This window comes from Paenibacillus sp. P4_A7, assembly GCF_056402455.1.
This window is the reverse complement of record NZ_JBFUHJ010000062.1, coordinates 1-22,875: the sequence shown is the minus strand read 5'-3', so window position 1 is coordinate 22,875 and position 22,875 is coordinate 1. Positions and strand designations below refer to the sequence as shown.

General features: G+C 43.2%; 19 protein-coding genes and 1 pseudogene. 11 read left to right on the top strand and 9 right to left on the bottom strand.

Annotated features, from left to right (window positions below):
- The 6 genes and pseudogenes from AC1DWN_RS11465 to AC1DWN_RS11440 form a co-directional block, all read left to right on the top strand.
- A pseudogene (locus tag AC1DWN_RS11465) lies at positions 1-254 on the top strand (hypothetical protein); the annotation flags it as partial.
- A gap of 158 nt (positions 255-412) precedes the next feature.
- Entirely contained in the window at positions 413-2,716 is a 2,304-nt protein-coding gene (locus AC1DWN_RS11460; protein WP_477559031.1) for a glycoside hydrolase family 95 protein, read from the top strand.
- Positions 2,717-2,728: 12 nt separating this feature from the next.
- On the top strand, positions 2,729-4,549 hold the full coding sequence (locus AC1DWN_RS11455; protein ID WP_477559030.1) for a right-handed parallel beta-helix repeat-containing protein: 1,821 nt from the start codon (positions 2,729-2,731) through the stop codon (positions 4,547-4,549).
- Positions 4,550-5,142: 593 nt separating this feature from the next.
- Positions 5,143-5,334: an HAD family hydrolase gene (locus AC1DWN_RS11450; protein WP_477559029.1), complete on the top strand. Its 192-nt coding sequence runs from the start codon at positions 5,143-5,145 to the stop codon at positions 5,332-5,334.
- 15 nt (positions 5,335-5,349) lie between these two features.
- Positions 5,350-6,807 carry a serine hydrolase domain-containing protein gene (locus AC1DWN_RS11445; protein ID WP_477559028.1) on the top strand — a complete coding sequence of 486 codons (1,458 nt, stop codon included), beginning with the start codon at positions 5,350-5,352 and terminating at the stop codon, positions 6,805-6,807.
- Between the two features lie 72 nt (positions 6,808-6,879).
- Positions 6,880-7,632, top strand: a complete 753-nt coding sequence (locus AC1DWN_RS11440) for a GTP pyrophosphokinase (protein WP_477559027.1) — start codon at positions 6,880-6,882, stop codon at positions 7,630-7,632.
- Between the two features lie 51 nt (positions 7,633-7,683).
- Here the strand turns inward: AC1DWN_RS11440 and AC1DWN_RS11435 are convergent, their stop codons facing one another.
- The 7 genes from AC1DWN_RS11435 to AC1DWN_RS11405 all read right to left on the bottom strand — a co-directional run bounded on the left by AC1DWN_RS11435 (position 7,684) and on the right by AC1DWN_RS11405 (position 17,384).
- Complete coding sequence (locus AC1DWN_RS11435) at positions 7,684-9,708, bottom strand: hypothetical protein (RefSeq protein WP_477559026.1); 2,025 nt, start codon at positions 9,706-9,708, stop codon at positions 7,684-7,686.
- Positions 9,709-9,736: 28 nt separating this feature from the next.
- Positions 9,737-10,579 carry a carbohydrate ABC transporter permease gene (locus AC1DWN_RS11430; RefSeq protein WP_477559025.1) on the bottom strand — a complete coding sequence of 281 codons (843 nt, stop codon included), beginning with the start codon at positions 10,577-10,579 and terminating at the stop codon, positions 9,737-9,739.
- 12 nt (positions 10,580-10,591) lie between these two features.
- A complete protein-coding gene (locus AC1DWN_RS11425) occupies positions 10,592-11,503 on the bottom strand; it encodes a carbohydrate ABC transporter permease (RefSeq protein WP_477559024.1) in 912 nt (303 codons plus the stop codon).
- 64 nt (positions 11,504-11,567) lie between these two features.
- Positions 11,568-12,902 carry an ABC transporter substrate-binding protein gene (locus AC1DWN_RS11420; protein ID WP_477559023.1) on the bottom strand — a complete coding sequence of 445 codons (1,335 nt, stop codon included), beginning with the start codon at positions 12,900-12,902 and terminating at the stop codon, positions 11,568-11,570.
- Positions 12,903-12,992: 90 nt separating this feature from the next.
- Entirely contained in the window at positions 12,993-14,597 is a 1,605-nt protein-coding gene (locus AC1DWN_RS11415; protein ID WP_477559022.1) for a response regulator transcription factor, read from the bottom strand.
- Positions 14,584-16,389, bottom strand: a complete 1,806-nt coding sequence (locus AC1DWN_RS11410; RefSeq protein ID WP_477559021.1) for a sensor histidine kinase — start codon at positions 16,387-16,389, stop codon at positions 14,584-14,586. Before AC1DWN_RS11410 ends, AC1DWN_RS11415 begins: the two co-directional genes overlap by 14 nt.
- 89 nt (positions 16,390-16,478) lie before the next feature.
- Positions 16,479-17,384 (bottom strand): helix-turn-helix domain-containing protein, encoded by a 906-nt coding sequence (locus tag AC1DWN_RS11405; protein ID WP_477559020.1) that lies wholly within the window; start codon positions 17,382-17,384, stop codon positions 16,479-16,481.
- Positions 17,385-17,604: 220 nt separating this feature from the next.
- On the opposite strand from AC1DWN_RS11405, the gene AC1DWN_RS11400 reads away from it, so the two are divergent.
- Positions 17,605-18,687, top strand: a complete 1,083-nt coding sequence (locus tag AC1DWN_RS11400; RefSeq protein ID WP_477559019.1) for a glycoside hydrolase family 172 protein — start codon at positions 17,605-17,607, stop codon at positions 18,685-18,687.
- Between the two features lie 139 nt (positions 18,688-18,826).
- Here the strand turns inward: AC1DWN_RS11400 and AC1DWN_RS11395 are convergent, their stop codons facing one another.
- Positions 18,827-19,657, bottom strand: a complete 831-nt coding sequence (locus tag AC1DWN_RS11395) for a helix-turn-helix domain-containing protein (protein WP_477559018.1) — start codon at positions 19,655-19,657, stop codon at positions 18,827-18,829.
- Between the two features lie 170 nt (positions 19,658-19,827).
- Here AC1DWN_RS11395 and AC1DWN_RS11390 point away from each other — a divergent pair, with 170 nt between their 5' ends.
- A complete protein-coding gene (locus AC1DWN_RS11390) occupies positions 19,828-20,637 on the top strand; it encodes a phytanoyl-CoA dioxygenase family protein (RefSeq protein ID WP_477559017.1) in 810 nt (269 codons plus the stop codon).
- Positions 20,638-20,863: 226 nt separating this feature from the next.
- Complete coding sequence (locus AC1DWN_RS11385; protein WP_477559016.1) at positions 20,864-21,154, top strand: HesB/YadR/YfhF family protein; 291 nt, start codon at positions 20,864-20,866, stop codon at positions 21,152-21,154.
- Here the strand turns inward: AC1DWN_RS11385 and AC1DWN_RS11380 are convergent.
- Positions 21,151-21,693: a DUF1697 domain-containing protein gene (locus tag AC1DWN_RS11380; protein ID WP_477559015.1), complete on the bottom strand. Its 543-nt coding sequence runs from the start codon at positions 21,691-21,693 to the stop codon at positions 21,151-21,153. The two genes, AC1DWN_RS11385 and AC1DWN_RS11380, sit on opposite strands and share 4 nt — an antisense overlap.
- Positions 21,694-21,893: 200 nt before the next feature.
- Between AC1DWN_RS11380 and AC1DWN_RS11375 the strand changes: the two genes are divergently transcribed.
- Positions 21,894-22,682 (top strand): formate/nitrite transporter family protein, encoded by a 789-nt coding sequence (locus AC1DWN_RS11375; protein WP_477559014.1) that lies wholly within the window; start codon positions 21,894-21,896, stop codon positions 22,680-22,682.
- A partial coding sequence (locus AC1DWN_RS11370) for a lactate/malate family dehydrogenase (protein ID WP_477559013.1) occupies positions 22,679-22,875 on the top strand: 197 nt, incomplete at its 3' end. The genes AC1DWN_RS11375 and AC1DWN_RS11370, both read left to right, overlap by 4 nt.

The following is a 22,875-nucleotide window of genomic DNA, read 5'->3' as shown; positions in this document are numbered from 1 at the left end:
ATAAATATGGTGGTTCAGAGTCCATCGCACCGCTGGATAGAGCTCCAACAATATTATTGAGCAAGGAAGAGCAGGCGCAACGGAGCGAAACCATGACGTCTATAAACACGTATGTCAGCGAGATGGTAACAAAATTTATCATCGGAGAGAAAAGCTTCGATGAGTGGGACAAGTATAAGGAAGAGATCAAGAAAATGGGAGACTATGAATCGATTCTTGCGCTGATGAACGAGAAAGCAGCTTCTATTAAATAAGCTCATATCTATTAGAAACCCCCGCGTACTTTCTTTAGTAGCGGGGGTTTTCGATTTATTTCCACATTTTTGCTATTGATTCCGAGTCATTTGTGGCAGAGCAGCGTATATGTAATAGGCTTAAGAATAAAATCCAATAGGCTAGGAGCTGCCGCAAGATGAGTGAGAATAAAAAGATATGGTACGACCAACCGTCAACATTGGAAGCAGGGGACAAGCAAGAAAGCTGGAATCGAGCGCTGCCGATCGGAAATGGAAGACTCGGGGCGATGGTGTTTGGTGATTACCCAAAGGAACGGTTTCAGGTGAATGAAGAGTCCATCTGGGCAGGCCCGCCAGTACCTGTTCACCAACCAGATGCGAAGCAAGCGATTCGTGATGCAAGAGAGCTGTTGTTTGCGGGTAAAAGTGAAGAAGCGCAGCAGCTGGTTCAGCAGAAGGTGCTTTCTCCGCATACGGGGCCTAGAAGCTATCAACCGTTTGGAGATATATGGCTCTATGACTTGGATGCTCCGAGTAGCGAGCCGATAAGTGATTACAGACGAGAGTTGGATTTGGATACAGCAGTCGCAACAATTTCTTATCTCCAAGCTGGAGTTCGTCATTATCGCGAGACTTTCTCAAGCGCGAACGATCAAGTGCTTGTTATTCGTTGGTATACAGAAGGCCAAAGCCATATCAACACACAGATTGATTTAACACGCGATGAAGATACGTTTGCTGAGGTTATGGATAATGATTCGCTAGTGCTTACTGCGCAGGCTGCACATGGAACGACACATCTAGGAGTCAAATTTACTGGTGTGTTAAGAGCAGTAGCGGAAGGAGGTACTGTGAAGCAAGAGGGAAGTGCACTTCTTGTAAGCGGTGCCAATACATTGACCCTATATTTAGCTGTTCGCACCGATTATCATTTCGCAAAGCCGATGGAACCGTTGCGCCATAACTTATTCGAACAATGCCACGTTGATCTGAACAAAGCTATGCAGAAACCATATGAACAGTTGAAGAGTGAGCATATTCTCGAGCACCAACGGTTATTTAGACGCGTAGAGCTTCAGCTCAAAAATTCAACGGTCGCTGATACGCTTCCRACGGACCGGAGACTGGAAGCTTTCCGATCAGGCAGCGAGGATCAAGATTTGATTGCCTTGTATTTTCATTTCGGGAGATACCTGCTAATTTCTTCGAGTCGTCCAGGCAACATGCCGGCTAACCTTCAAGGCATATGGAATCCGCATATGAAGGCACCATGGGACAGCGATTATCATATAAACATTAATCTTCAGATGAACTATTGGCCAGCGCAGGTAACCAATCTTGCGGAATGTCATCTGCCTTATTTTAGCCTCATTGAAGGTTTGGTTGAAGAGGGTAGGAAGACAGCACGCGAAGTTTATGATTGTCGGGGCTTCGTAGCGCACTATACGACCGATGCATGGTTATTTACTGCCCCTCTTGGAGCGGTATCTTATGGCATGTGGCCTATGGGAGCGGGTTGGTGTGTCCGGGACTTCATGGAATATTACCGGTTTACTGGAGACAGCAGCTTTTTGGCTGAGCGTGCTTATCCGATTCTGAAAGAATCTGCACTCTTCTTCTTGGACTGGTTGGTTAGACATCCGGAAACTGGGAAATGGGTATCGGGCCCTTCATCTTCACCGGAAAATACTTATATATCATCAAATGGTACAGGCGTGAGCTTATGTATGGCCCCAGCGATGGATCAACAAATCATATGGGATGTATTCGCATGTGTGGTCGAAGCCGCGGGAGAATTAGGGATAAGTGATGAATTCACTGATCATGTGAAGGAAGTTTGGGAAGAGCTGGCTATGTCGGGTATCGGAACAGATGGCCGCCTTATGGAATGGTATGAAAATGTAGAAGAGGTCGAGCCGGGTCATCGCCATATGTCTCATTTGTACGCTATTTATCCAGGCGCTCAATATACCCATGCATCCACTCCAGACCGGATGGAAGCTGCAAGGAAGACATTGGAATATAGGATGGAGCACGGAGGAGGTCATACTGGTTGGAGTCGCGCATGGATCATTAATTTCTGGTCTCGTTTAAAAGATAGCGAGCAAGCTCGTGCTAGTGTTGAAATGTTATTGAAGAAATCAACACTTCCTAATTTGCTCGACGAACATCCTATTTTTCAAATCGATGGCAATTTTGGAGGAGTTGCAGGGATTGCAGAGATGCTTCTGCAAAGTCATAGCGATGTAGTGGAATTGCTTCCCGCACTTCCTGATGCTTGGAGAGAGGGTAAAGTGACGGGGCTTAGAGCACGCGGCGGGTTCGAAATTGATATGGAGTGGCAGGATGGGCTCTTGAAGCAATGCAAAATCATTTCGTTGAATGGAAAAACCTGCAAAGTCGCTTATAACGGTCAAGTGACGGTTTTGGATACCCAAGCGGGAGAGACCTATTATATCGATTTTTCTAATAGACTTTAATAAGGGGGATATATGTTGTCTAGTCAAATGAATGGTATAGGAAATGATCAGACAGTTTTTCGGGTAACAGACTTTGGAGCAAAACCAGATTCCGGTGAGGATGCAACGCAAGCGATACAATCGACAATTAATGCTGCTACCAGCGTGAAGGGCCCCGTGGTCATTGATTTTCCGCCTGGACGATATGATATACACCCGGATCATTCTGTAAAAGAAGCCTATTATGTTTCAAATACGGCTAGCGAAGTAGAGCATGCTGATCCGACCAAGAAGATTGGATTGTTCTTCAAGGGAGCAAGTCAATTCTGCGTGGAAGGGAATGGCTCCTTGCTCCTCTTTCATGGAAAAATGACGCCAATTGTTATGGATGGCTGTGAKGATGCAGAAATACGAAACTTGAATATCGATTTTGATCGTCCTACCATTTCTGAAATGAGAATCACAGCAATTGGTGAGCGTCATTGGGACGTAGAGGTTCATTCAGATTCCCGTTACATGCTGCGGGATGGAAAACTGAAATGGGTCGGTGATGGGTGGAGCTACACTGACGGTCCGGCGCAACAATATGATCCACTCAGCGAGCGGACATGGCGGGTTCCAAATCCAGTAACTTTAGCTAGTCATGTAGAAGAAATCGATAACGGCAAGCTCAGGCTGCTATTTGAATCTGCTCCACTCACAGAGATCAATCATGTTATTCAAATGCGTGACGGTATCCGGGATCAGGTCGGATCTTTGCTGATCAGCTGCCGAAATATCGTATGGAGCAATATTGGAATGAGATATATGCATGGTCTAGGCATCGTCGGACAATTTAGTGAGAACCTTACATTCGATCGTTTGCAACTAGCGCCTCATTCTTCCAGTGGAAGAACGGCAGCGGCGTTTGCCGACTTTATGCATTTCTCCGGTAATAAGGGGAAAATATCTATAAATAACAGCTTGTTTGAGGGAGCACATGATGATGCGATCAACGTCCATGGCACGCACCTTCGAATTGTAGGTCATGATGGCAAACGCTCCCTTTGTGTTCGTTTCATGCATCCTCAGAGCTACGGATTTAAGGCATTTCATCCGGGAGATGTGATTGAGTTTATTTCTGCCAAAAAGTTAACTCCTTATGCAACACGTATTATAACTGACGTATCTTCCATCYCTTTGCGGGAAATCGGACTGACTTTGGATGAACCCGTTCCGGAGAACATTGAAGAGGACGATGTGATCGAAAATATAACTTGGACTCCTGAAGTGTATATCCGCGGTAATCATTTCAGAAGTATACCAACTCGCGGGGTTCTTATGACGACTCGCCGTAAAGTGGTCATTGAAGACAATATTTTCGAAGGAACACAGATGAGTGCTATCCTGGTCGCCGATGATGCGGAAAGTTGGTTTGAGTCGGGTAGGGTGCAAGACGTCGAAGTTAGAGGCAATCGGATTATCTCCTGTGCAGAGGGCAACGAACCCGTAATCTTAATTCATCCAGAAAATACAGTCATTTCGGCGGAAAACCCGGTTCATTCCAACATTGTTATAGAAGGAAACGATATTGAAATGGTAGGATCGCGACTTTTAGATGCTAAGAGTACTAGAAATCTGATATTCTCGAAAAATCGGATCATGCATAGCAGGCGTGTGGAAGAGAACGCTGGTGTGAAAGGTTTACAAGGTATGAAAGGCGACTCGCTTATCCGATTGTTGGCATGCAGCGAAGTCCAGATAAGCGGCAATACATTTGAGGGCGGGAAAGTCGGGACTGTTTCGGTTATTTCGATGGCGGAGGAAGATTTAGTGATCGATGCGGGGCAGTCTTTAGTGGTGAATTACGAATAAGCAGGTGCTCAAAAGAACATTTAATTTGGGATTAGGATTACGCCCAGATTGGATGTTTTTTTGTTCGCTGTGACTTGGTTATCATTCATCCAATTGAGTAGTGATGGCAACCAGTCTCTAATGCCCCTAAACATACCGTTACTTTCATGTATATTTTGTTTTCTCTAATTACTCCGATTAGCTAACGGACACTAGATCCGTTATTTGTGAATTATGAGACGTTTGAGAGTTGTTACGGACATGAGTTCCGTTATTCCGCTTAAGAGAGGTCATATTCGTTCTTTTTCAAGCAAATAACGGCTCTCATGTCCGTAAGGTATCCCTAATTAGCTATAAATTCAAAAATAAGGTCTCCTATGTCCGTTAGTTGTTTCCRTATCAAGCAATGAAAATTGGGAAAACAGTTAAACGGTGCGTCAGAAAGATAAATATAATAATGCGGTAGATACTCCTGCCAATCTAACTTATGCTTATAATGAGTTATTCAAAAAAGATACATGTGTCTGCCATTTTGGTCCGGATATCTATACGCCGGGATTTCATTGGCTTGAAATTGCGAGCTGCCATGCTACCAAAAAAAAGCGGTATTATATTTGAAGGAAAAATATAATTTTGATAGATTAGTTTGCTTTGGGGACAATTTAAATGATTTACCTATGTTCGAAGCTGCAGATGAGAAGTATGCGGTCAGTAACGCTAATGAAATCGTACGAAATGCAGCAGACAAGGTTATTGATAGTAATATTAATAATGGCGTACCTAAATATTTGAGTAGCTTGTTTTGAATGGAGACTTAAATCATGGAAATATTAAGCGATATTCCCGAAAACCATGGATTATCCTCGAAGGCGTTAATGGATTTTTTTACGCGAATGGTTCAGTTGGATTTACAGGTAAACAGCTTAATGCTGCTGCAGGACGGCAAAGCCACTGCCCAGTTCTGGAGAGAGCCTTATCGTAGAGACAGTGTACAATTACTATATTCACTTAGCAAAAGCGTTACATCTATAGCAGTTGGTATAGCTTGGGAGAATGGGTTTCTGGACTTGCAGGATAAAGTGATTTCCTTCTTCCCTGATAAGTTACCAGAAAAAGTTTCTGTAAACTTGGAGAAGTTGACCATCCACCATCTTTTGTCTATGAGTACAGGGCATCAAGATAATATTTACAGTACAGTAGCAGCGGAAGAAGACTGGGTAAAAACATTTTTATCGTTGGACATATTAAATGATCCAGGGATCTATTATCTGTACAATACTCATGCTACCTATATGTTATCGGCTATTATTGAACGAGCAACGGGTCAAGATTTAGTTGGTTTTTTAATGCCGCGACTATTTGAACCGCTAGGGATCGCAAAGCCTTCGTGGGAAACTTGTCCTAAAGGAATAATAGCGGGAGGTATGGGACTTAGTCTCACAACAGAAAGCGTGGCTAAGTTTGGACAGATGCTGTTAAACAAAGGTACATACAACAACCAAAGAATCGTATCTGAAAAATATATCGCATTAGCTACAATGGAGCAGAGTGACAATCGAAGCACTACGGATAGAATAGATTCCGCGCAAGGCTATGGCTATCAATTTCATTTATGTCGACGTGGTGCCTTTCGAGGCGATGGAGCATTTGGACAATTATGTTTTGTAGCACCCAAAGAAAATATCGTCATTGCGGCAACATCAAGCTTTAAAAGTATGAATCAACTTCAAACGCTGCTGGATTTAGTCTATGAATATATTATCGACAATTTAAATAATGCCACAATCCCAATAGTTGATAATGATGCTTCTATTTTAGAACAGCAACTTTCTTCTATGAAGTCTTCTTTTGCAGATTCGCAACTTTTACTAGATGACATTTTTGATATAAATAATGACAGCTATGAGATGGATGATAATCCTCATAAACTCAATAAAATCAGCTTTTATAGGAGCGGAGAGCTGCTGGAAGTTGAATTTTGTTATGAAGATGAAGGAAATAATAAAATTGTTCCATTTAACCTATTCCAACCAGTACATACCCATGATATCTTTGTTAAAGATTTACGTCAGCATCGACAACAGGTTATCACCTATGCTACTTGGCTGGATCAAATAACGTTGAAGCTTACGATGGTTTATATTGAAACGCCATATGTGGTTACCTATACATTACGATTTCTGAATCAAAGCTTGTACCTCCATTATAATTGGAATTTATCATTTTCCCCTATCAAGGAGTTTGAAGTAATGGGTAAGCAGCTCCTATTAGAAGACTAGCAATTTGGCTTCCAAGATCAAAGAGGTTATAATTAAATTCATAAGATTGCACATTGAAGGGAAGACATAATAATGACTTCAGATCAAGTCAAGCAGCTAAAAAAAATGAAAACGGAAATGACACGATTCATGATGATGTACAAGTTCGCTTTAGATGAGCTAGAGACGAAGACAGAAATTTTAAAAGAGGAATTTCATATTTTACATGACTATAATCCGATTGAAAATACGAAGTCGCGCATAAAATCGCTGGAAAGCATAATGAGAAAGATATATAGGAAAGGTATAGATCTTGATCTTTCAAATATAAAAAACAAGATTAGAGATATAGCCGGAATGAGAATTACTTGCTCATTTATTTCGGATATTTATGTGATAAGTGAAATGCTGCAAAAACAGAGTGATCTGACAATTATAGAGGTAAAGGATTATATTAAAAACCCTAAACCGAATGGTTATCAAAGTCTTCATCTATTAATTGAAGTACCTGTATTTATGTCCGATCGACAAGAACAGGTTTGTGTCGAGATACAAATTAGGACGATCGCCATGGATTTCTGGGCGAGCTTGGAGCATAAAATTTATTATAAATACAATCAGAGCGTACCGATGCATATGCTTCAGGAACTAAAGGAAGCCGCAGATGCAGCAACTGCTTTGGATCAGAAGATGGAACGCCTTCATGATGAAATTGAATTAATAAAAGAAGAGCATATGGGAGAAGAGKAGGGGTTGATGCAGCTTATGATTAACAATCAGCAGTTTTCGATTCCTCCAGCATTACTGGAGCTAATGAATGACGGCCGTAATGATTCAAAGGACTGACAATAAGTAGAACAAAGCCGCCGGTCCAATAGGACCAGGCGGCCTAACTATTTATTTTAACCACGGCATTTCACCGAAATGATCCTTGATTCGGAGATAAGCTTCAGATGCGGCGCCATTCCCCCAATCATAAATAGTAAAGGTGCCCATACCGAGGCCTTCGGGATTGACTTCACCGCYATGCCCGTAATTTTCCATCATAAAGCCATAATCCTGCGCGTTGAAAAAGGGGTAGGCCTTCTCCCATTGTTCCTTCGTCTTCTCGTTCTCAGGGCAATACATCATGACGAATGAAGCCTGTAGAGCGGCTTTTCCTCGTTCCATGTATTCATTTCTCTCAAGCTCAATTCCATACTGCAGGATCAGCTCCGCAAATAAGCTTTGCCGTGAGTCATTCCATTCCCCATCACAATTCATTACGCCAAATCCGCCAAGTGCTTCTACATAAATGTAAGGAGGCTGCCAAGAGGCTTGGCTCATTAACATTTCATCCAAACACCGTTCTCCGACAATTAAGTAGTTCCGATCCCCCGTGATCTGGTAGCAGTGATAGAGAGCTTCTGCTGTCCAAAATATCGAGAAGTTGCATTGCTTGAACCTATTATTACGCTCAATTTTGCTGCCGACTTGATCCGTCCTCCCATACGGACAGCACGACCAATATGTTTCGAAATCCTCCCATCGCCCAATTGGAATAATATCCTTCATGACTGTGTGTATAGCTTGCAATGCCGCTGTTAAATACTTCGAATCCTTCTTAAGCTCATACAGCTTAAGTAGGAAAGTAACAGACATGGATGTTTCCGGTGATTCGCTTAAAATATCGTACGGCTCCAAAGTTTCTTGATGGAGCCAAGCGGGAAAGAAGCCATTGTTGCTTTGCAAGGTTAGCAATTGATCGGCATAGGACGATGCATAAGCGAGAAGCCGCGAATCCTGCTCGAGCTCCTCGTACCACCGAAGCATAAGAAGTGCGGTCCAGCTCATATCGAGTACATGATAAGGGGCATGCTCGGGTGATTCCCATGGATGAATAGGGTTCCGATTGGAGTTTCCCCAATAATACGTGTCCCAACCGAGCGAACGATTCACGGTCTGTCCATCTATAACAACCTCTTCCATTCGCGTACCGATAACAGTCGGGAAGATTCCGCCACTTAGCGGAGCGGCAAGCGCGAGCTCCTTCGTCATCAGCGCTCGATTAACGAAATCTGCATTATTATTCATCTTTCCATATCGATACAAGCCTTGTGCGGAACGAAGTGAGCTGAACCATGCCTGATTCCAGATAGAACGACTTTCCCTTTCACTAGCGATTCCAGCATAATTGGGGCTTTGGGTTACATTCACAATAAATACAGGCGCACCGACCGTTTTCCCATCCAGCTCAAATTGCTGCCATACGACATCCTTCCAATGATCGAACGCGAAGCGATACGTATGCTCTACATAATTGTTCAAAGGCCCGACCTTAGGAGCTCCCGATTGATGCTGCGGACCACCCCACTTCGTCCATAGAAAATCTAGAACAGGACGCCATGGATTCACGATTACGGCTGTATCCTCAAACATCATCAAGTAGAAACCTATATCTACTTTGCCAGATGGATATGCCGCACCTTGATCACGTACGAATAATACATGATCGGTTACTTGATAGTTGCTCATACCGAGTGTCAGGCGATTACGAATGGCGTCCTGATCCATATACCATCTCACAGGCGTACCTTTGGACAGAATATCAAGATCAGGAATAAGAATGAGCAAATAATGCTCGTCATGTGCAACCAAAGCGGGAGAACGGAAGCAATGTTGGTCCATTATGTGACTGTCGGTAGGCGTGAGATGTGGAGCCCAATGAAAGCTAGGTTGAAAAGCCGGCAGGACGTGAAGCTGCCAATCGTCCTGCTGAATTTCTTCTTCTAAAGTATAGGACAGCATGATATGCATCGTATTCGGATCAAGCTGCTTCCGATCAATTACAGGCTTATTAAGACCAATTGGATCGAACATGATCTGTTTTACAAAATGATTCGAAAATTCAGTTATCCCAAGCTCAAGCTGTAACTGCTCCATATATTCCTCTCCTACTCACAACAAAATATTAGCCTTTTACACCTGACATCGTAATGCCTTGTACATAATATTTCTGCAGGAACACAAACAAGATGAGAATAGGAATAGAACTGACTGTATCAGCTGCTAATATGCGTCCCCACTCAGTAACTTGCATGTTAGAGAATGAAGCAATCGCGACTTGCAGCATTTGTTTGTCCAGATCATTGATAACGATAAGCGGCCAAAGATAAGAATCCCATTGCCCGAGGAAGGTAATGATGGACAGCGTAACGATTGCTGGCACGGATGCGGGCAATATAATCTTTTGATAAATGCCAAACCACGAAGCGCCGTCAATTCGTCCCGCCTCCAGCAAATCGCGTGGAATGTCAGAGAAGAATTGTACAAGAAGAAACACGCTGAATACGGATACGATTGCTGGAACGATCAAAGCGGTGTAGGAATCGATCCATCCGAAGCTATTGGCTAGCAAATAAGTCGGAACAAGCGTAACCTCACCCGGGATGACCAAAGCAGATAGAAAGATAGGGAAGATGATGTTCTTAAACCGAAACCTCATCTTGGCAAAAGCAAAAGCAGCCATAGAATTGAAGAGCAGTGACAACAAGGTAACGGGCACTGCAACTAGCAGCGTGTTGTAAATGAATCGGCTGAATGGTTTGCTGGCGTCAGTAAAGATTTTTACGTAGTTTTCAAAAGTCCAATTCACAGGAAATATCGTTCGCCATTGTAACTCGCTCGAGTACTTAAATATCTCCTCGTGCGCACGGAAAGAACCGAGTACCATCCATACGATGGGTAGAACGGCTGCGATAGCCAAACCAAGCATGAGGATGATTTTAACGATATCAAGCAAACTTCTCTTCATGGTTAGCCCTCCTTAATATTCGACATCAGACTTGAACAGCCTCAATTGAATGATAGAAATACAGAGTACGAGTACGAATAGGATCATAGCCGCACCTGTCGCGTAGCCCATTCTTAATTGATCAAAAGCCTGTTTCACAATAAAAAAAGTGGCTGTTGAAGTAGAGCCTGCTGGCCCGCCATTTGTAAGGATAAAGATCGGCCCAGATATTTTGATAGCGTCCATCGTTGTGATGATGATTACAAAAGCCGTCGTTCTCTTAAGTAGAGGCAATGTAATTCGGAAAAACATATTCATGCGAGTAGCGCCATCGACCTCGGCAGCCTCGTAAATGTCTTTGGAAATATTATTTAAACCGGCTAAAAAGATGATCATAAAAAAACCGACAGCCTTCCACATGCCAAGTATCATGACACCGTACATTGCAACCTTAGGGTCTGACAAGAAACTGACCGTTGGAAGACCAACTAGCTTCAAGAAGCCATTGAGCAAGCCGAAATCTTGATTGTAGATCAAACGAAATACAGTGGAGGCAACGCCGATTGCAACGATGACGGGCAAGAAGTAGATCGTTCGAAATAGACTGCTGAACAAAGATGTCTTCTGTACCAGAAGTGCCAAGCTCAATGCTATAGCGGTCTGAACAGGTATAACAATAATGGCAAAATGAAACGAATGAACTAAGCTATCGAGAAACTGTCGGTCTTTCAGCAGCTCGATGTAGTTATCCAATCCGATAAAATGCGAGTTTGGACTAATGAGATTAAAATCTTTGAAGCTAACTACAAGCGCATAAAGCATCGGGTAAAATGTAAAAATAGCCAAACTGGCGACAGTCGGCAATATAAACGCGTAAGCGGACCACTCCTCCTGCTTACGGAAAGAAAATAGCGGCAGCGGCCTTTTGTTTCTCATCGTGCGCATGTCGACATCCGTCCCTTCCTTAGCGAATAGGAAAGGGGAGCTGGCGAGCCAGCTCCCCTTTCACTTACTTCACATTCGCAATCGCTTTATCAATTTTCTCTACAGCCGAGTTTAAGGCATCATCGATATCTTTATTAGCTAATGCCACTTCTTCGAAGAGCTCCGTAAATGCTTTGCTGATCGATGGATAAGCAGGCGAAGCAGGACGAGGCTTAGCGTACGACGATGATTGCTTCACCCAAATGTTCAATGGATACTCTTGAAGCTCTGGGAATGCTTCTGCAGTAGATATGCGGGCAGGAAGGTTTTTCGTTATTTCATACCATACTTTAGCGCCTTCTTTGCCCGTTACCCAATTGACGAACTTCCAAGCTTCATCTGGATGCTTCGATTGTTTCGTAATGGCCATATTCCAGCTGCCCATCGGGGTAACCTGCATTTTGTCTTTCCAGAGCGGTGCAACTGCCCAATCTGTAAAGTCAGGGAAATTGTTCGTTAATTGTGGGAGATGCCACGGTCCGTTCATCATAATGCCCATCTTTCCAGACTCAAATGATTCTGGCGGAAGCTCTTTGGCAGCGACCTTTGAACCGTTGTACAAATCATTAAAGAACGTAAGAGCTCTTTTGCCCTCGGGAGAATTTAAATAGCCATCTGCTGTTTTACCGTCAGGACTAAGCAGCTCGGCACCAGCCTGCCAAAGTAGTGACATTTTTACAAATGCGGAGCCTTCGCCAGGCCCGATGCCCCAAGCCGGATCCCAACCGACAATTCCTTTGGCCGGATCATTAATTTTTTTGGCGGCATCCAGTACCTGTTCCCATGTCCATGCTTCATCTGGATTTTCCGATGGGAAAGGAATGCCCTTTTCTTGGAACAGCTTTTTGTTGTAGAACATCGCTACGCTCGCGTCATTTAATGGGGCTGCCCAAAGCTTATCATTATAAGTTAAGCTTTCTTGGACGGGCTTCGTAATATCCTCTAGGTCACCATCTTGTGCAAAATAATCATCCAATGGAATGATTGCTTCTTGATGCGCGTAAGAAGCGATGAATGGGCCATCCACGCCCATGATGTCCGGTGCGCTTCCGCCAGCTAACGCGGTACGAATCTTGGTTTCATAATCGCCGTAAGGAATGATTTCCATCTTAACCGTAATATTTGAATACTGTTTCTGGAAGGAAGCGATGAGCTGGTTCAATGCTTTGACTTCAGCGTCATTGTCGTGACGCCAATATTTAATCGTCACCTTCTCATTGGATGAGCTTGACGAGCCGCCGGCGTTCCCTTCTTTATTCGTGTTTTCTTTTTTGCTGTTGGTACCGGAGCAACCTGCTGATATTCCGATCGTAAGAATAATAGCTAGTGCTAAATAAAGCCATTTAGCGGGTTTCTTCATAAGGTAAGACTCCCTTCTTACTAGTGAAGTGATCTTGCAAATTAACCTTATCATGACAGGATATTAGGGGGAATCGAGTTTCATTGGGACTTATATGTTGTTTTTTTTGGATTCACGATATTCGCTGGGACTTATTCTAAATTGTTTCTTAAATATCGTGCCAAAATAGCCCGCATTCGAAAACCCCACCAGAGAAGCGATATCTCCGATTCGCAGATGGTCGTCCTTCAGAAGAAGCTCAGCATGCTTCATGCGAGTATCAAATAAATATTGGCTGTAGGTCTTCCCAGTCTGTCTGTGAAAGAGGTCCGATAAGTATGCTGCATTAATGTGGAACCTCTCCGCAAGGCCAGCTAAGCTAAGCTCATAACTATAGTTTTCTTCTATGTAAAGGCAAATGGCATTGACAATTTCTTCTCCGCTGGATGCTTTCGTGCGCCGGATTCCCTCCATAATTAAATAGCCAATATGCAGCACCCGGTCCATGTTATTTTCATTGGAATCGAATTTCCATAAAGTATGGTTCATACTCCACATGAGCTCTTGAAAGGGTGCTTGCTCTAAATGGTATTTGCGCGTGACGGAGTCAAACAATAAGAACATCTTCATGACCGCCAAATAGTAAGAATACATCGAATGCTGTTCTCGCAAAGAGAGCCATTCCTTAACGGTATCTTCAAATAGACCTGATTCTCCTCTTTCTAGTGACAGTGCCATTTTAATTTCCAAATCCTMAGGTACCATTACATTCTCATGCAAATGATCGGCTTGCACAATTTGCGAGTTTTGACTAAGTCGACTTTGACTCCAAGCGAGTAGAGCAGATGCATAACCCTTCTTCATTTCTGCGGGACTGGTGATAAGGTGGCCGATGCCAATTACAGTTTCCAGATGCAAATAATGAGCGATTTTTTGTTGAAGCGTACTGCTGAAGCGCTTTGGTTCTGCGGCGGAGTCGAGATCGGGCTGGGTTTTCAAAAAAAAATGCATCATGGATGGATGGTTCATATCATAAAAGACGATCGCGTTCTGTTTGTAAGGACCAGCTATTTCTCGGCATATCAGTTGAAAGGCGGTTCGCAGTAAGTCTGGACGAAGCGGGGATTCATTGTAACGCCCCTCTGGAACACGCATTTGAACGGTAATAATAAACGCATGCATATGGTTTGTAATCAGATGCTGCAAATTCAAGAAACCCGCTCTCTCTATCATTTCGGGAATACTGCGAGTATCTTCTTTGGCTAATTGCAGTATGAATTGCTCCTGTAAGAGTGCTTTATGATTATTGAGTTGGTGCTCTATGCTAGATTCTGTTTCTCTCTGTAGAAACTCCTCATCCATAATCGTTTTCACTTTCTTCAGCAGCTCTTCAAGCTCATCGACGACAACTGGCTTGAGCAAATAGTCGATTGCGCCGCATTGAAGGGCCGTCTTTACATACTGAAAGTCATCGTAACCGGACAGTACAACCAGCTTCATATCAGGATAAGAGGAGCTGCATTCGCGTAATAAATCTAAGCCGTTCATTATGGGCATATGAATATCGGTAATGACAAGATCGATGGACTGATGAGTTAGGAGCTCCAACGCTTCTCTCCCATTTTGGGCTTCTGAGCAAATATCAAAGCCGAGCTCACACCAATCCGCCTTCAGTTTTATCCCTTTGCGAATTTCTTCTACATCATCTACGATCATGACCCGATATATAGTGTTCTCCTCCTCGCGGAAAGCTTAAATTAACCGTTGTACCTGCTCCTGGGTTCGAATCGATGTTGATGTGAAAACGATCCCCATAGATGAGTCTCCCTCTTGCAATGACATTTCGAAGTCCAATTCTTTTTCCATTGTTGTTCAGCATATAATCATCGTTTTCGATAGAAACGGCCAATAGCTCTTGAAGTAGCTCTTCCTTCATGCCAATCCCATTGTCTCTTACCGATATCGACAAATCATTGCCTTGGAGACTGGCTATAAGTACAATCTCAACTTTTTCGGTATGATCTAGGCTGAATTTAACAGCATTCTCTACTAGTGGCTGTAAAATAAATTTGGGAATAGAAGCTTCTTCCTCTCCGGTTTCATCTAGCAGAAGCAGACTCATCCGTTCTCCATAAACCATAGATATAATTGAGGCAAAATAATTAACATATTTCAATTCTTCCTTCAAATTGACAATGTCGTTATCCAGCCGCAAAGAATAACGCATCATTCTACCAAGTGATTCTGTTACTTTAAGTACATCCTTATTGCGCCCCTGCGCGGAAAGTGAGCCAATTACTTCTAATGTGTTATAGAGGAAGTGGGGGTTGATTTGCAGCAGCAGCGCTTTATATTCCGCATCCTTTCTTCTTAGATTCAGCTCGACCTCAAGCTGAATGTTGTCTCTCAGGCGATGGATCATCCTGCTGAAAATTTGGACGACAAAGCTGACCTCATTTTTCTTCGATTTCATGTCGGGCAATCGCTTTGCCGCATTCAAGAAATCACCATTTTCAACAAATCTCATAGAGGATGCAAGCTTAGACAAGGGACTTACAATACCAGAAGACATCCAATAGGCTCCTGCGATTGCAAGCGCTAATAGAACGCCGCTGAATAGGAACACATAAGTTCGGATAGATGTGATGCGATTGAACAATTCATCCTCTGACACGACGCCAGTCAGCATCCAATTTAAAGGCTCAAGCCTGTGATAGAAGAGCAAGTAAGATTTGTTGCCTTCACTTACTCTTGTATAACCGCTGATGTCATCGGTCTTCGTTGCCTCGATTTGTTTCAGTCCTGCCTTTACAATACCAAGGTGATCCGCCATATCTTGATCAAGAATCGGCTCGCCGTTACCTTGAACCAAGTAGATATGGCCAGTATCGCCTAGTCGGATACTATCAAGCGGTCTTCGTATTTCTTTCGTTGAAATATTAACTTTAATYAGCCCAATGTTTTGCATAGTCTGAAGTTCTGTTAAGGGATGGATGTAGCTGTTGAGAGGAAGAGTTTTCATAGAAATCGACGGCTGCTCCTTATCGTAATGGGAAGGAGTCCATCGAAGATCGTCCACAATATAAGAGGTATACCATGGCGACTTGAGATAGTCGTCCGAGAAAGTCCAGATTCCATATCTATCATTGAAGTAAACGCTTACAGATTCAATTTTAGAATTATTGCTGGATAGCATCGATAAGTATTGCTGCATTTTCATATTATCTTGAAAATCTGTGAGTGATGCTGCAAGGCGCTCCTTCTGGGTAGTAAGCCAGTCTTGCGTGATGTCATTTGCCAGCACCTGATTGGCCATTTCTTCAGCTTGCTCGGTCATTGAACTTACGTATGTAGCATACTGATTCATCGTTTGTGAGGTTGATACCCGAATCAATTGCCCAATAACATCCGTGGATACGCCGATTACCACCGCTACGATAATCGTTAATGGAATGATCAGGAGGAGAGAGAACATGATGATTAATCTTGTGCGAAGTGAGTAGAACACGAATGTATCCCCTTCTTCTATTTGTTTTTTCCACAATCATAGCGTATCAATTAGAAAATAGTAAGACCTATTATAGTCGGCTACATAGATTAAATTTCGTTTAGTCCGGTATAGGTTTGAATGAATTTCCTTGGGGACATTGCCTCCATTTGTTTAAATACTTTACTAAACGCGTAAACACTGCCGTAGCCTACTTTCTCGGCAATGGTCGTAATCGACAACGGTGTATAAATCATGAGATGCTTCGCTTTTTCGATCCGATATCTCATCTGGAATTGATGGGGTGTAAGCCCGTATTTTTGCTTGAAAAGACGTGAGAAGTGAAAGATGCTGAGCGTAGCAGTCTTGGATAATTCATCAAGAAGAATCGTCTGGTCAAATCGTTCCATGATAAGGGTTGCTGCCGCATCGAGTGACTTATGGTGGATGTGCCTCCGATTCATGTCACTAGCCTCAAGTCCTTTCATGATGAGATAAATCAGCTTCAAAACCAATGATTTTTGCAGAATGAAAAAATCAAGATCGCGTCGCTCGTAGGCATGAATGAGCTGCAGCAGTGTCTTTAAAATTTCACTATGGTTTTCAATCCGAATGACGTCGGGTATTTGCAGTATGGACTCCAATACATCCTCGCGTATCCACTCTTTTTCCTGATCGCTGCATTCGGATAGGCTTTTGTAGTTAATCGGCACCTCTTCGAAATTAGGCTCATGGAGCGCATCAAAGTGAATATGCGGCATCCAGCTCTCTCCGATAGATTGTATGAATTCATGTTCTTTGCCCGGCTTAAATAGGACCATGTCACCAGGGCGAATAGTATGCACAATACCATCGATCCTTAAAGTAAGTTCTCCCTTCTCCAAGTAGAGCAGCTCATAGTCAAATATAATCCGAGATTTCAAGCGCATATCCACTTCGCGATGGTTCCAGGCTTTACGAACATTTGGCGAGAGCTTCATTATTAATGCTTTTTTCGCATCAAATAGCGTTTCCATGACATCACTCCAAGTTAGCAAGATTGGATAAATAATGACAAGTTGCAATAAATGTTTTCGGGAAAAGTTGTGCTAACATAGGCGTTGTAAACGGTAACACAAGTGTTAAAGCGAAATAGTAGATAGCATGTTCTATTATATTATTGCGATCTATGCACAGCAATACTTAACCATTTTTGTGGTTTTACTACGGCATTTATTTTGAAGGGGGCATATGAGGATGAATGCATTTAACGGGTTGGACATGGGATTGGGGAATTTAGCGAGAGTATCGGGTGCACAGACGAGATCGATTAGCGCGGAAAATTTTAATGGTGAAAAAGGCAAGGGTGGCATGGCGACGGAAGGAACAGGGGCAAAATGTGCACGTGATCTGGGAGTCGGCTGGAAGGTATCTCCTTCTGTTGAGATTGCTGCTGGATCAACTTACACGATGGCTGAAATTAAGGGCCCAGGCGCAATTCAGCATATATGGCTGACGTGTTTTCCTTCTCATTGGCGCAATATGATTTTGCGGATGTATTGGGATGGTGAGGAGCAGCCGTCGGTAGAAGTGCCGCTCGGAGATTTCTTCTGCAATGGCTGGCAAGAGAGATGCGATGTGAATTCTCAGCCGATAGCTGTAAATCCAGCAGGAGGAATGAACAGCTACTGGATGATGCCATTCCGTAAAGACGCGAAAATTACGGTAGAGAACAGAGAGTCCGATAAAGTGGTGCTCTACTACCAAGTGGACTACACGCTGACAGAGGTTCCGGAGGATATGGCTTACTTCCATGCTCAGTGGAGAAGATCGAATCCTGTAACGTATGGCGACGTACATACGATAATGGACGGAGTGAAGGGGAAGGGTCAATATATCGGCACCTACTTGGCATGGCAGGTTAACAATAYGGGTTGGTGGGGCGAGGGAGAAATTAAATTTTTCATGGATGGAGATAAGGAATTTCCTACGATATGCGGAACCGGCACGGAGGATTATTTTGGCGGGGCATGGAACTGGGAGCAGCCGAAGGGGAAATACTCGACCTACTCAACCGCGTATCTCGGCATGCATCAGCTTATTATGCCGGACGGATTATACCGCAGCCAGCCTCGCTTTGGCATGTATCGGTGGCATATTATGGACCCGATCCGATTCGAGAATGATTTGCGGGTAACGATCCAGGATTTGGGCTGGCGTTCCGGCGGAAGATACCTACCACAGCAAAGCGATATCGCATCGACAGCATTTTGGTATCAGCTAGAGCCGCATGCTTCTCATCCAGCACTGCCGGGGAACGATGAGCGGGAGGTTATTTAATCAACAGGAGCGTTTTATCGCAAACAGAAGGGAGATGGAACTATGTGCGCCAAATATGCAATAGAGGTTAACGTGGAAGGCATAGCTCCCCCCTTGATTTTGGGAGTGAGCGGATTCAAGCAGATTGGTTTCATTATAATCATTCCCGCTCGGGATTGAGCCCAGTCGACTGCTTCATTTTCTTGAAAGCGCTTGGGCTCAGTTCCATCCATTTGTGAAATTGATTAATGAAATGATTGTAATTGTGGAAGCCGACATCATAGGCAATTTCCGAGGAGCTTCGATCGGTATGCTCCAGGAGAAGTGCAGCCTGACGAATTCGCATTTGATTAAGCGAATCAATTATAGATTGTCCGGTATTTTCCTTAAATAAGTGAGAGAGTCTTGATGGCGAAAGGCCGACGGCATGTGCGAGTGCTTCTATTCGGACTGGCTCTCGCATGCTTTGAGATAAACGGTGCAGCGTCTCTTCTACGCGGCTGTCATGTCTGTATTGTCTTCTTTGGGCTAGCAGAATAAGTACTTCGGTTAGTGAAGTGAGACAAAGCTCATTCCAGTAGTTGCTGCGCTCTCTTGAGTCCGAGATTATTCGCATAAAAGCTCGGTAAATACGCTTCCTAGCTGCCTCGTTGCTAACTGTCTGATTGGATAAAGGTTTATCTGGGAGAATACTTGTCGGCATTAATTTATCCGAGAAATGAGCCCATACAAAATGCCAATTCTTCCCCTTAGATGTGCCGTATTGATGAGGTGTTCCAGGTCGAAGAAGTGTAACGTCACCAGGCTGGCATAGTAATTGCTCCAATGGAGCCTCGAAAAAGCCTTCCCCGTCTAACGTATACGTGATCAACCAATCTTTTCTCCCATCAGGTCGACTAGTAGAGTACGTATCTGTTTCTTTAAAATGTCCAGCAATGACGAAACCCTGTTCTCCTCCATTAAATTCAGAGGGTAGATTAATCTTACTCATAGTCAGATGCCTCCTGTGATAGTTAGTTGTTTTCAGCATAACGATTTTTGCGTGAGAAGGCTAGTGAATAGCAGGATTGTGTGACAAATAAGCATCATTGTTACTTCATCTCTTCCTTAACTTCTTTTATACTTTAAGTATTGAGGGATATCGATTGAGGAGGAACACAAGTGAACGATACATTAAGAGCTTTAACACAGGAACAAAAGCAGCAATTTCAAACAGAAGGCTATTTAATTGTAAAAGGGATTTTTTCCGAGGGGCAATTAACAGAGATTGAACAGACTTTTGAAGAGATCAGCAATCAGACGATACCTGGCCACTTTGAGCCTGATCTGGATTCTGAGATGTCTGATCCATTGGCTAGGTATCCACGTGTTATGCACCCGCACCGTTTCAATGAAACGGCAATGAGATATATGCTTCATCAGCCTGTATTGGATGTGCTTGCGGATCTTTATGGGGAAGAAGCGCTTGCTGCGCAAAGTATGTTTTATTATAAGCCGCCTGGTTCACGAGGACAGGCATTGCATCAAGATAATTTCTATTTGAAGGTGGAACCAGGTAACTGTATCGCAGCATGGACCGCTGTAGATGCGGCTACTGAAGAAAATGGCAGCTTGCTTATCGTACCGAAAACGAATGATTATAATATTGTATGCCCAGATCTTGCGGACTCGAAGGAATCCTTTACGACGCATTATGTGAAGCCGCCTAAGGATGAGAAGGTGGTTCCCGCGATAATGGATAAAGGGGATGTGCTGTTCTTTAACGGCAATCTGATTCACGGCTCTTACCGCAACAAAACTAAGGATCAATTCAGACGTGCTTTCATCTGTCATTATGCGAATGAATCAGCTACTAAAATAGGACAATTCTATAATCCGCTTTACCGTGGTGACGGAACGAAGGTAGAGCTCGATGGTAATACCGATGGCGGGCCTTGCGGTGTTGAATTCGAAAATGTCTATCCTCATTAAGTGAGCGAGTTCGACGCAAGATGCTAGCGTATCAATAGCAATTGCTATTCACGAGCATTTGAACAAAAAGTCATACTGCCATATGTGGCAGTATGACTTTTTTTTTGTATGTGATCGTTTTCATTCATTATCTCAGATTTACAACTTGGAAGAAGAAACGTACTATTAGTCTAATACCTGAATGTATAGGTATTTGAATGTACGAAAATTGACTAAGGAGGTGACAATGATGAATATAGTGGTGGAGCAGCCTGCTGCACGTTGGTATAAAACAGAAATGGGCTTAACGGATGGAGATTTTATTCGTATATATGTGCGTCTAGGCGGCTGCGGCAGTGTTCATCCAGGCCTATCGCTTGGCGTCATTAAAGATAAACCGAGAAGAATCGGCTTAAGCGAAGTGGTCGAAGGTATTACCTTCTATATGGAGGAAGATAATCTATGGTACTTGGAAAATAAAGAGCTGCGTATTTCATTTGACGCGAAATATGAAGAAATTCGAATGGTTGTCAGCTAGCTTTCTGATAAAGCTGATAGCTTATTAACGGTAGCCCAATTACGCGTAGTGGCGGATACTTTTAGCTTCTTCTCTAGAAAGTTATTAGAGAAAAGAGACTTTCCATAGTTTTGTCGTGCCAAAATATAAACTTCTCGTCCTTTTAGAATATAATCGTCAACGTCGTTTATAAAGGTCATTAGAGCTTGAATAGCTTCCGTGCTCGGTTCATGTGATAAAAAAGCGACGTAAATTTTATCGCTCTCAGCAAGCTCCATTTTTGCGAATGGGTTATTGTCAATTACGTGAAGAAGCTCTTCATGGGTTCTTACCATAACGGGTACATGGTAGCCATACACCTCTTCCAGCTTCTTCACTATAGTCGTTTCAAGAGCTGAAATGTCCTGTTCCTTCGCTACGAATAGGACATTTCCGCTTTGAATATAAGTTCTAACCTGACCCAAATGAAGATCCTCGAAAACGGATCTCAAATGCTCCATTTTAATTATTTTTTGACCGCTAACATTAATGCCACGCAGCATGGCGATATAACAGATCATTGCTGCACACCCCTTCTTCTCTTTTGTTTTGCTTCTTCCTTTTATTTTATCTATTAATTATAAGGAAATCAAAACTATTCCGTGGAGAATGAAGAGTAAAGCTTTGTGATAAAAATCACAGAGTACATAGATTGGAACAATTATAATGAGTTACATCAGCATCAGAGCTTCACTTTTTGAAGCTAACAGGAGGAATACTTATGGAGCATGTCCCTCTAATGAGGGTTGAGCAGCTTGCATTAAAGAAACAGAAAGTATATATGCAAAGTAAGCTGCGTTATTTACTGCGAGCTATGCTCGCGAGTATGTTTATCGGATTTGGTGTTATCGTAGCCTTTAAGACGGGCAGCTTTTTTTATAACGTGCACTCGCCGCTTACCTACCCGATGGCCGCTATCACGTTCGGAGCCGCTATTATTCTAATCGCTTATGGTGGCGCGGATTTGTTTACAGGCAATACGTTTTATTACACTTACGCGGCATTACGCGGCAAAATGCGCTGGTTAAATGTGATTAAGCTATGGTGTATGAGCTATGCCGGCAATTTTCTTGGGGCAGTAGCGTTCGCGCTGCTGATTTGGACAACGGGATTATTCGATGATGCTTCGGTCAACGGATTTTTGCTCAGCGTAGTCGAAAAGAAGATACACACTCCAGTATGGGAGCTGTTCTTCCGAGGAATTCTTTGTAATTGGCTAGTATGTTTAGCTTTCTTTATACCGATGTCATTGCGGGGTGACGGACCAAAGCTGTTTACGATGATGCTGTTCGTTTTCTGCTTTTTCATCTCGGGCTACGAGCACAGTATTGCAAACCTTTGTACTTTCGCGATTGCGCTGGTGCTGAACCATCCAGGATCAATCTCATTGGGTGGGATGCTTCATAATTTAATACCAGTCACACTAGGTAATTTAGTCGGAGGCTCTGTATTAATGGGAGCCATGTATTATTACGTAAATAAACCATTTGAAGGAGTGCATGAAAAATGAAGAAAACTAGAGTTGTTGTAATTGGAGTAGGGGCTGTAGGTTCCACGACCGCGTATACGTTATTGCTAAGAGATCGTATGGATGAATTGGTGCTTATTGACGCTAATGTCGGAAAGGCTAGAGGGGACGCACTTGATATGAACCATGGTATGCCTTTCCTCGGACAAACCAAGGTATGGGCAGGGAGCTACGA